Source organism: Bacteroidota bacterium, assembly GCA_016714535.1.
GTDB lineage: Bacteria > Bacteroidota > Bacteroidia > AKYH767-A > OLB10 > JADKFV01.
In genome coordinates, this window is sequence record JADKDR010000004.1 from 383,447 (window position 1) to 395,456 (window position 12,010).

General features: G+C 44.4%; 8 protein-coding genes and 3 pseudogenes. 9 read left to right on the top strand and 2 right to left on the bottom strand.

Annotated elements, in window-relative coordinates; genetic code table 11:
* Positions 1-147 precede the first annotated feature (147 nt).
* From IPO27_07515 to IPO27_07530, 4 genes are all read left to right on the top strand, one after another.
* On the top strand, positions 148-648 hold the full coding sequence (locus IPO27_07515; protein MBK8846388.1) for a hypothetical protein: 501 nt from the start codon (positions 148-150) through the stop codon (positions 646-648).
* Positions 611-982, top strand: a complete 372-nt coding sequence (locus tag IPO27_07520) for a hypothetical protein (protein MBK8846389.1) — start codon at positions 611-613, stop codon at positions 980-982. The genes IPO27_07515 and IPO27_07520 overlap by 38 nt, the downstream gene beginning before the upstream one ends.
* A 100-nt stretch (positions 983-1,082) precedes the next feature.
* Positions 1,083-2,594, top strand: coding sequence for a T9SS type A sorting domain-containing protein (locus tag IPO27_07525; protein MBK8846390.1), 1,512 nt, complete (start codon positions 1,083-1,085; stop codon positions 2,592-2,594).
* Between the two features lie 97 nt (positions 2,595-2,691).
* Complete coding sequence (locus tag IPO27_07530; GenBank protein ID MBK8846391.1) at positions 2,692-2,910, top strand: hypothetical protein; 219 nt, start codon at positions 2,692-2,694, stop codon at positions 2,908-2,910.
* A gap of 402 nt (positions 2,911-3,312) precedes the next feature.
* Here IPO27_07530 and IPO27_07535 read toward each other — a convergent pair whose 3' ends face one another.
* Both IPO27_07535 and IPO27_07540 read right to left on the bottom strand, forming a co-directional pair.
* Positions 3,313-3,594, bottom strand: coding sequence for a PKD domain-containing protein (locus IPO27_07535; protein MBK8846392.1), 282 nt, complete (start codon positions 3,592-3,594; stop codon positions 3,313-3,315).
* 2 nt (positions 3,595-3,596) lie between these two features.
* A complete protein-coding gene (locus tag IPO27_07540) occupies positions 3,597-3,794 on the bottom strand; it encodes a hypothetical protein (protein ID MBK8846393.1) in 198 nt (65 codons plus the stop codon).
* Positions 3,795-4,196: 402 nt separating this feature from the next.
* Between IPO27_07540 and IPO27_07545 the strand changes: the two genes are divergently transcribed.
* From IPO27_07545 to IPO27_07565, 5 genes and pseudogenes are all read left to right on the top strand, one after another.
* Positions 4,197-9,389: a hypothetical protein gene (locus IPO27_07545; GenBank protein ID MBK8846394.1), complete on the top strand. Its 5,193-nt coding sequence runs from the start codon at positions 4,197-4,199 to the stop codon at positions 9,387-9,389.
* 63 nt (positions 9,390-9,452) lie between these two features.
* Positions 9,453-11,192, top strand: a complete 1,740-nt coding sequence (locus tag IPO27_07550) for a SprB repeat-containing protein (GenBank protein MBK8846395.1) — start codon at positions 9,453-9,455, stop codon at positions 11,190-11,192.
* A 93-nt stretch (positions 11,193-11,285) separates the two neighbouring features.
* Positions 11,286-11,489 (top strand): annotated as a pseudogene (locus IPO27_07555) (SprB repeat-containing protein).
* Between the two features lie 21 nt (positions 11,490-11,510).
* Positions 11,511-11,714: pseudogene (locus IPO27_07560) on the top strand (SprB repeat-containing protein).
* Positions 11,715-11,735: 21 nt separating this feature from the next.
* Positions 11,736-11,939: pseudogene (locus tag IPO27_07565) on the top strand (SprB repeat-containing protein).
* The last annotated feature ends 71 nt before the right edge of the window (positions 11,940-12,010 follow it).

The window sequence follows — 12,010 nt, forward strand, 5'->3', positions numbered from 1 at the left end:
TAATGGAACTGTAAGTGCAACATCTAGTAGCGTAACTTATTTATGGAGTAATGGATCTACAGATGCAACCCAAAGCGGATTAGTAGCCGGAACATATACGTAACAGTCGACCAGTCAACAGGGTGCACAGCTACTTGTTCGGCAACGGTGCTTGATAACATTACTAATCCAACGGTAACTTGTGCAGCCACTGACAATACGCTATGTGTTGGATCTAATGGTACTGTAAGCGCAACATCCACGGGCGTAACTTATTTATGGAGCAATGGATCTACAGATGCTAGCCAAAGCGGATTAGCAGCCGGAACATATACCGTAACAGTAACCGACCAGTCAACCGGATGCACAGCTACTTGTTCGGCAACGGTGCTTGATAACATTACTAATCCAACGGTAACTTGTGCAGCCACTGACAATACACTATGTGTTGGATCTAATGGTACTGTAAGTGCAACATCTAGTGGTGTAACTTACCTATGGAGTAATGGATCGACTGATGCTACCCAAAGCGGATTAGTAGCCGGAACATATACCGTAACAGTAACCGACCAGTCAACAGGATGCACAGCCTTTCCGATAACCCGCGGGCCACCCAACACCTTTGGCAACGGTGATACCCACGACCACACCGACAAATGTTGGATCTAATGGAACTGTAAGTGCAACATCTAGTGGCGTAACTTATTTATGGAGTAATGGATCGACTGATGCTACCCAAAGCGGATTAGCAGCCGGAACATATACCGTAACAGTAACCGACCAGTCAACAGGATGCACAGCTACTTGTTCGGCAACGGTGCTTGATAACATTACTAATCCAACGGTAACTTGTGCAGCCACTGACAATACGCTATGTGTTGGATCTAATGGAACTGTAAGTGCAACATCTAGTGGCGTAACTTATTTATGGAGTAATGGATCGACTAGCTACCCAAAGCGGTTACAGAAAAGAACAGTAACCACCAGTAAGGACTTGGAGTAATGGATCGACTGATGCTACCCAAAGCGGAATAGTAGCCGGAACATATACTGTAACAGTAACCGACCAGTCAACAGGATGCACAGCTACTTGTTCGGCAACGGTGCTTGATAACATTACTAATCCAACGGTAACTTGTGCAGCCACTGACAATACACTATGTGTTGGATCTAATGGAACTGTAAGTGCAGCATCTAGTGGCGTAACTTATTTATGGAGTAATGGATCTACAGATGCTACCCAAAGCGGATTAGTATCCGGAACATATACCGTAACGGTATTTGACCAGTCAACCGGATGTACGGCAACTTGCTCAGCAACGGTGTTAGATAATATAATAGTGCCTTCCGTAGTTTGCTCTGCCATTAATAATACAGATTGCAGCCAACCAAATGGTAGTGTAAGCGCCACTGCCACTAATGTTTCATATATGTGGAATAATGGAAGTACAAATTCCTCGATAAGTGGAATATTTGCAGGAACATATACGGTGACTGTAACAGATTTGACAACAGGCTGTACCGCCTCCTGTTCGGCAACAGTAATAAATAATGGAACCAACATTCCTGCTACGCCAGCAGCTATTTCCGGACCTATAGTAGTATGCCGAAATTCTACCCAGACGTATGTAATTGCATTAGTACCCGGAGCAAATACGTATACATGGACAGTACCTACAGGTGCCACTGTTACTATTGGTCAGGGAACCAATACAGCAACGGTATTTTTTAGCAACACTTCAATATCGGGCAATGTAACGGTGGTGGCATCCAATTTATGTGGAAGTAGCGCCCCTAGAAATTTGTTCGTAACGGTTGTGCCTAATGTACCTGCAATGCCAACAATTACTGGTTTGCAGCGTGGTGTATGCGGCCGCAAGAATATTGTTTATACCTGCTCTACGGTTGCCGGTGCCACATCGTATACATGGACGGTGCCAACAGGAGCTACCTTAGCAAGCGGTCAGGGAACAACAAGTATCGTAGTGCACTTTGGTAATACATTTACCGGAAGCGGATTTATAACAGTAAAAGCAAATAATGTATGCGGCAGTAGCAATACTCGTTCATACCTTGTGCATGGAAAGCTTTCTACTCCAACAATTATCGGAGCTAATTTTACGTGCAAGTTTCAAACCGGTGTGGTTTATTCTTGTACCCCTGTTATCGGAGCAACCAGCTATACATGGACGGTGGTTCCCGGAAGTACCATAGTAAGCGGACAAGGAACCACATCTATCGTAGTAAATTGGGGAGCTATTAATGGAGTTATCAAGGTAAAAGCCAATTCGGTTTCGGTATGTTCAGAAAGCGTAAATTCAACACACCCTGTATCGTTCACTTGTCGCGCAGGAAACGAAGGACTGTCAGCTATAGACGTTTATCCTAATCCGGCTAATGATGTATTAAATGTTGAATACGATAGTTACCTGGGAGGGGTTGCTTCCATACAGTTATTCAATTTGCTTGGCGAAGAATTAATGATGCAACAGCACCTTAGCAATGAGGGGTTGAATAAAGTAACCTTCTCGATTGATAAACTACCAGCGGGTTGTTATATATTAAAAGTTAACAGTATGGGATATACTCAAGTGGTTAAGGTAATTAAGAACTAATACAAGGAAATTTAAAAGTGATTAAGCCGCGACTAAGAACAGACTATTGCGCTATAACATGGTAAACAGTTCATGAGAAGAAATCTTATCAGGTACTTTGAATGGATTAACCTGCACATGGGCTGCAATACTCAATGATTCGGTAACCGGAAATCCGGAGCCTCATTCAGGTCAGTCATTTAATGCCAATCTTACAACTGATACAAATTTTAATGTGGTGGTAACTGATGTTAACGGACGCAATTCAACAAGCAGTGTGCATATTGATGCACATTGCTTTATCGGCAATTTAGCTATTGTAAAAATTGAGATGTGACATCAGACTGGGAGTACAAATAATACTTATGTTACTATTTTGTGTTGCGCAAAGCGCAGTTGCTGAACTTCTTGCCTTGGGGGATTGCAGCAGAGCCTGCAATGCTTATATTAATCAAATCAATTGCACAGGTGTAAGGCATAGCGATATTAATGCCTTAGCACGTTTCGCTATTGCTTGGTATACTAGTCTGGCCTCCCCGCGTTTGGCGTAGTCTCCGACTACGTCTTTCAGTAATACAATCTCCGATTATGTTATACAAATTAATTTCACGGTTTCGCTTTATCCTTTGATAGCCTTGACTCTTTTTTTTACCAAATATATAAATCAGAGATTTATTTACAATGTGGCGTAGTCAGAGACTACGCCAAACGGGGTATCGCTTACACAGAGTTTGACATCTTATGTAACCGGGCCAACATTACCGGGCGAAAAGGTGTGAGATACCGTAGCACCTGAAGCAATGGCGCCATTATCATCAAAGTCCCAATCGTACGTAAGAGGACTGAATTCCGGGTCGAAGGAAGCAGTGCCATCAAAATTGATGGTAGTGCCGATGGTACAAGTATAACAACTTATATTATTTCCGTTAAAATAGTTTGAGATAGATGCACTAAGCTCAAGAGGAGCATACTGAGCAACGGTTTGTTCATCCCATCCTTCCACACCATTAGCATCGCGCACAATTAATTTATAATAACCAGCAGGTACATTTGCAATGCTTGATGTAGTTTGTTCATTGCTCCAACGGCAGGTGTTCGGAGCATAACCCCCTGTAATGTACTGAAAATGCTTGCACTTGACTCGCCAAAACAGTTAGCTGTATTGCCGTTGGCATAGCTTGCAGTAATTTGCACATTGATAGTTTGGCTATTGGCTTTCATAGTAATCAATAGCTTTGCAATTGCGCAACATAAGACACGTAACTTACACAGCCTTATTTTTGAGAATGGAGAATGGAGAAGGTGTCATGATATTAAGATTTAATAGTTTAATGTAAATATTTAAAAGAAGAGGAATAACTTCCAAATTTATTCTTAAAAGAAAATTCGTGCAAGCTGTTTTTAGGTAAGACAGTCTTAGATTTGCTTATATTCTTAGTAGCATAATACTGCAAGACATAAGGTTCTTAACTGCGATGTAAAATACTTTTTTTCACCCCAAAAGATATAAACATCCTATGACTTTCGATTGGTGATATATAAATCAATTTAATAACCTTAACTTAAAATTCTTAATCAAAATTAAGAGTACATTTGGACATAAAAATTTTTATAATTAGAAATATGACAAAATTTCTTACATTTTGTGCTGCCATGCTTTTTTGTGGGTATGGTTTTTCTCAAGTTTACATTAACGAAACAAGTGGCGATGCTACCAACAACGACTCCGAAAATGACGGTATCGTAGAACTCATTGGGCCTCCGGGTACCAATATTGGCTGTTGGGTTATTTCCAACAGCGAATGGGTAGTGGTTATTCCTCCCGGCACTACTATACCAAGCGATAGCGTTTTTGTTATCGCCTGTAGTCAGGCACAATCCAACAATCCCAATCCCGGATCGGGTATAGCGCGCAACGGTGGCGACTTTATGAGTCAGCTCCCCATCGATTTTGATGTGTGCCTGCCTGCCAACCAATATTATGTTGATTGGGCAGCTACAGGGTTTACAATCGATAATCAAGGCCCTGCCGATGGCGATCAGATTGTACTTTTTAAACCCGATGGTTCCGTTGCCGATGCCGTTCAATGGGGTGGGGGATCTACAGGTGCTGCCGATAACAATGCATTACAATCTGGCAACTACACGCTCATAGGCCCTCCGGGAAATCCCTCGCCTAATGGTTCGGGTGCACAAACGCGAGGTATATTGCCTCCGGCTCTCCGCCCGGGGGGCTCATGCTACAATGCGGCTTATTCCTATACAATGCCCGCCATTGCTACTGCCAATACCTATTGCAATCTTACCCCATTATCATCGCCTCATCCGCAAGTGGATGGCGATGTGCTGCAAGCATGTAATTCTACTTTTCAGCGCATAGCCTACCCGGGAGTAACGCAGGCACCCTATGCCACACGATGCAATGGTGCAAGTGGCTGGCGCAAAAGCGAACACCCAAATCCCGGAATGTCCAACTATGCTCCAATAGATTCTTTAATATTACCAACAATTACAACCATTACACAATGCACTGCGGCTGCTGTGCCGATTACGCTGGAAGTTTATAACTATGCACACGTAGAACCCACTAAATCAAGTACCGATAGTAAAATAGGAAGCTTTGTTTCTATAGATGGCGCTGCAGGTGTTAACTGGACAAGTGTGGTTGAAAATACAACCACCGGTGTTACTACTTTGACTTACAATGTGGGTGCTCTTTCAGTTGGTACACATACCGTTTCATTAATTTGGGACGACTTGTCAAATTCGCCCATTGCCAGCAGTAGTGTGGGTAGCAACTCCGAAGGTGCCGTACGCAACAATACAACTCCCAGCGATTGCTATCAGGTGCGCACTTTAACCATTACGGTAGTTGCACCTTTGGTATTATCAAAAACTTCGTTGTCGTGCCCTACCGATTTTCCTGTGGGAACTGTAAATATTTCTACACTGGTAACCGGTGGCTCCAATGTAAAATATGCATTTAAAAACAATGGCGTAAATGTAGATTCCAATGCCACAGGACTTTTTACCATAAGTACTATCCTCACGGGCCCATTAACGGTAGTAGTATACGATGGCAGCGGATGTACACCACCGCAAACCATTACCATCAATAATAACTGCCGACTGCTTCCACCGCCTTGCCCCGTATTTGCAAACGATGCCACCTGTAACACAGCCGCAGGCGCCAAGTGCCCGGGCGATGTTTTAAGCATGAGCATCAGCACATCGGCTTCTACAAATTTACCAAACGGCTCTACCATAGAATGGGTAAATGATGTAAACAACAGCGGTGGCGTATATGACGAAAGTAGTGCGGATGTGGTGGCGAGCCAGACCATATCAAGTGTACCAAGTGGGGCAGCTAAATTAAACGAGGTTTTATTCAATGCAGCAACTGAAACTTCCCCAAATTTCGGTGAGGGCTGGGAAGTGGCTGGAACGCCCGGAACTAATATTGGTTGTAGCTACTTTACTGATGGTGATTTTGTTGTTCAATTACCTTCTACAGCAGTTATTCCGGCAAGTGGCTTTTATGTTGTTGGTTCAAATTTTTCTGCATCTTCTTGGAATAGTAACATAAATTTACTTTTAACCTCCACAGCCACTACTCCTAATTTAACTAATGGAGGGGAGTATTTAGCATACTTTAGCTCAAGCAATTCTTTTATTAATGGAGCTTTTTGGGGACCATCAGGAACTACCAGTAATGTACCAGCTACAACTTCCGCTCCTACTGTCTCTGTAACAGGTGCGGGTTGTGCAGCACTGCCAAGTTTTGCAACAATACAAGCGAGTGTTATAAGTGCAGCGCCAAGTTTTCCTCCTGCCGTAACTGGGAGTTCTGCAGATGAACAAAGCATTGAATTAAGTATAGATTTAGGTACAACTTGGCAGTTGTCTGCCGCTCCCGGTTCTAACGTTAATACATTGGGTTCAACAAATGCTCTTAATCTCACCCCAGCCTGTGCCACCTACACAATCCCATCTACAGCGTGTGGTACTACATTGCGCATTATGCCACGTATCAATCCTGTTAATGCAAGTTGTACCGGCACATCGCAACCAACTTTGGCTGTTCGTAATTTTACGGTTACATGTCCTACAGCGGCTATCTCCGGTACTTCTACGGCATGTGCACCGGCATCGGGCAGCTTAACGATTAATTTTTCGGGGTACACAGGTACGCCTACTTTTACAATTAACTATACTATTAACGGAGTGGCACAAACGCCTATTGTTACTTCTGATAATCCTTATACGCTTACAAGTGCAACAGCCGGGCAGTTTGCTTTAACCTCGGTTACTGCTGACGGTGGTAACTGCACAGCAACTGTGTCGGGCAGTGGGGAGATTTTTATAAATGCCGCACCCTCGGTTACTATTTCGGGTGCCAATGTCAATATATGCGAAGGTTACACAGGGCAGATTCCGCTTACCCTTGCCGGTACTACACCTTTCACACTTACTTATAATATAGATGGTGGTGCAAATCAAACGGTGGCTGTTTCTTCCAACGTATTAAATATAAGCACAACAGGCCTAAGTGCCAGTGCACATGTTGTTAATCTCGTATCGGTAGTAGACGATAACGGCTGTACCGGAACTGTTTCGGGCACAGGTAATATTACAGTGTTAGCAGCACCTGCGCCAACTGTAACATCAAATTCACCGGTATGTATAAGCGTGCCATCTACTTCCAGCATCAATTTAAGCGCATCTGGCGCAGGCGCTATCGGCTATGCTTGGACTGGTCCTGGCTCATTCTCAAGTACCGCTCAAGCCCCTACAATCACTAATGTTACAGCAGTAAACGAAGGGCTGTATAACGTTACGGTTTCTTATGCCGGTGGTTGTACTAGCTTAGGTCAAACCTTTGTTGATGTAAATCATAATCCGGTAATTACTAGCGCTACGCCATCATGTGTAGCTGGCCCAGGTACAGGTGTTATTACTATTGCAGCAACCATTCCTTCCGGAACCATAGAATACTCAATTGACAATACTAATTGGTTTGGAACCAATGTATTTAATTCCGTTGCCAATAATACCTATACTGTTTATGCACGTAATGCTGCAAGTAATAATTGTGTTGTTTCGTTGGCAGGGGTAGTGGTGAATTGTTTAGTTGCTTGTAATGTAACCTGTACAACTACGGGCACATCTGCATTATGCTTTGGAGGAGCCACAGGCACAGCCACAAGCACCCCAGCAGGTGGCACTGGCCCATATACATATTTGTGGAACGATGGTGCAGCACAAACTACTGCCACCGCCACAGGCTTATCAGCAGGAACGTATACAGTAACAGTAACCGACAATAATGGATGTACTAGTACATGCAGTTATACAGTTACAGAACCTACAGCATTAACATGCGTAGGCAGCGGAACAAATGTATCGTGCAACGGAGGTAATAACGGCACAGCTACAAGCCCCCCTGCAGGAGGCACAAGCCCTTATACATACTTATGGAGCAATGGACAAACCAATGCAACAGCCACAGGCTTAATAGCTGGAACATATACAGCAACCGTTACAGATGCAAATGGATGTACTACATCATGCAGCTATCCAGTTACCGAGCCGGCAGTATTAACATGCGTAGGCAGCGGAACAAATGTATCGTGCAACGGAGGTAATAACGGCACAGCTACAAGCACCCCTGCAGGAGGCACAAGCCCTTATACATACTTATGGAGCAATGGACAAACCAATGCAACAGCCACAGGCTTAATAGCTGGAACATATACAGCAACCGTTACAGATGCAAATGGATGTACTACATCATGCAGCTATCCAGTTACCGAGCCAGCAGTATTAACATGCGTAGGCAGCGGAACAAATGTATCGTGCAACGGAGGTAATAACGGCACAGCTATAAGCACACCAACAGGAGGCACAAGCCCTTATACATACTTATGGAGCAATGGACAAACCAATGCAACAGCCACAGGCTTAATAGCTGGAACATATACATCAACCGTTACAGATGCAAATGGATGTACTACATCATGCAGCTATACAGTTGCAGAGCCAGCAGCATTAACATGCGTAGGCAGCGGAACAAATGTATCGTGCAACGGAGGTAATAACGGCACAGCTACAAGCACCCCAGCAGGAGGCACAAGCCCTTATACATACTTATGGAGCAATGGACAAACCGATGCAACAGCCACAGGCTTAATAGCTGGAACATATACAGCAACCGTTACAGATGCAAATGGATGTACTACATCATGCAGCTATCCAGTTACCGAGCCGGCAGCATTAACATGCGTAGGCAGCGGAACAAATGTATCGTGCAACGGAGGTAATAACGGCACAGCTACAAGCACCCCGGCAGGAGGCACAAGCCCTTATACATACTTATGGAGCAATGGACAAACCGATGCAACAGCCACAGGCTTAATAGCTGGAACATATACAGCAACCGTTACAGATGCAAATGGATGTACTACATCATGCAGCTCATCACCACATAAGGTCCCCTCCTCCCACTACCGTCAATGGAGCTACATCATGCAGCTATACAGTTGCAGAGCCAGCAGCATTAACATGCGTTGCAGGGAACAAATGTATCATGTAATGGAGGTTCAAACGGCACAGCTACAAGCACCCAACAGGAGGCACAAGCCCTTATACATACTTATGGAGCAATGGACAAACCGATGCAACAGCCACAGGCTTAATAGCTGGAACATATACAGCAACCGTTATCGATGCAAATGGATGTACTACATCATGCAGCTATACAGTTACAGAACCTACAGCATTAACATGTGTTGCTACAGGAACAAATGTATCATGTAATGGAGGTTCAAACGGCACAGCTACAAGCACACCAGCAGGAGGCACAAGCCCTTATACATACTTATGGAGCAATGGACAAACCGATGCAACAGCCACAGGCTTAATAGCTGGAACAATACGCAACCGTTACAGATGCAATGGATGTCTACATCATGCAGCTATACAGTTGCAGAGCCAGCAGCATTAACATGTGTTGCTACAGGAACAAATGTATCATGTAATGGAGGTTCAAACGGCACAGCTACAAGCACACCAACAGGAGGCACAAGCCCTTATACATACTTATGGAGCAATGGACAAACCGATGCAACAGCCACAGGCTTATTAGCAGGAACATATACCGCAACCGTTACAGATGCAAATGGATGTACTACATCATGCAGCTATACAGTTGCAGAGCCAGCAGCATTAACATGTGTTGCTACAGGAACAAATGTATCATGTAATGGAGGTTCAAACGGCACAGCTACAAGCACACCAACAGGAGGCACAAGCCCTTATACATACTTATGGAGCAATGGACAAACCGATGCAACAGCCACAGGCTTAATAGCTGGAACATATACAGCAACCGTTACAGATGCAAATGGATGTACTACATCATGCAGCTATACAGTTGCAGAGCCAGCAGCATTAACATGTGTTGCTACAGGAACAAATGTATCATGTAATGGAGGTTCAAACGGCACAGCTACAAGCACACCAACAGGAGGCACAAGCCCTTATACATACTTATGGAGCAATGGACAAACCAATGCAACAGCCACAGGCTTAATAGCTGGAACATATACAGCAACCGTTACAGATGCAAATGGATGTACTACATCATGCAGCTATCCAGTTACCGAGCCAGCAGTATTAACATGCGTAGGCAGCGGAACAAATGTATCGTGCAACGGAGGTAATAACGGCACAGCTACAAGCACCCCTGCAGGAGGCACAAGCCCTTATACATACTTATGGAGCAATGGACAAACCAATGCAACAGCCACAGGCTTAATAGCTGGAACATATACAGCAATCGTTACAGATGCAATTGGATGTACTACATCATGCAGCTATCCAGTTACCGAGCCAGCAGTATTAACATGCGTAGGCAGCGGAACAAATGTATCGTGCAACGGAGGTAATAACGGCACAGCCACAAGCACCCCTGCAGGAGGCACAAGCCCTTATACATACTTATGGAGCAATGGACAAACCAATGCAACAGCCACAGACTTAATAGCTGGAACATATACAGCAACCGTTATCGATGCAAATGGATGTACTACATCATGCAGCTATACAGTTGCAGAGCCGGCAGCATTAACATGCGTAGGCAGCGGAACAAATGTATCGTGCAACGGAGGTAATAACGGCACAGCTACAAGCACCCCTGCAGGAGGCACAAGCCCTTATACATACTTATGGAGCAATGGACAAACCAATGCAACAGCCACAGGCTTAATAGCTGGAACATATACAGCAACCGTTACAGATGCAATTGGATGTACTACATCATGCAGCTATCCAGTTACCGAGCCAGCAGTATTAACATGCGTAGGCAGCGGAACAAATGTATCGTGCAACGGAGGTAATAACGGCACAGCCACAAGCACCCCAACAGGAGGCACAAGCCCTTATACATACTTATGGAGCAATGGACAAACCAATGCAACAGCCACAGGCTTAATTAGCTGGAACATATACAGCAACCGTTACAGATGCAATTGGATGTACTACATCATGCAGCTATCCAGTTACCGAGCCAGCAGCATTAACATGCGTAGCACGGAACAAATGTATCTGCAACGGAGGTAATAACGGCACAGCTACAAGCACCCCTCAGGAGGCACAAGCCCTTATACATACTTATGGAGCAATGGACAAACCAATGCAACAGCCACAGGCTTAATAGCTGGAACATATACAGCAATCGTTACAGATGCAATTGGATGTACTACATCATGCAGCTATCCAGTTACCGAGCCAGCAGTATTAACATGCGTAGGCAGCGGAACAAATGTATCGTGCAACGGAGGTAATAACGGCACAGCTACAAGCACCCCAGCAGGAGGCACAAGCCCTTATACATACTTATGGAGCAATGGACAAACCAATGCAACAGCCACAGGCTTAATAGCTGGAACATATACAGCAACCGTTATCGATGCAAATGGATGTACTACATCATGCAGCTATACAGTTACAGAACCTACAGCATTAACATGTGCTGCTACAGGAACAAATGTAACATGCAACGGAGGTTCGAACGGCACAGCTGCAAGCACACCTTCAGGTGGCACAAGCCCTTACTCTTACTTATGGAGCAATGGACAAACCAATGCAACATCCACAGGCTTAATAGCGGGTACATATACGGCAACAGTTACTGATGCCAATGGATGTACTGCAACATGCGATTATACAGTAACAGAACCAACTGCATTAAATTGTACTGCAACCGGCACTAATGTATCATGCAATGGTGGAACAGATGGGTCGGCTACAAGCACACCCACGGGAGGTACTAGCCCATATGCATATCTGTGGAGTAATGGAGCAACGCTGGTTAATGCTGTCGGCCTTTCAGCAGGAACGTATACTGTAACTGTTACCGATGGTGCTGGATGCAGTAC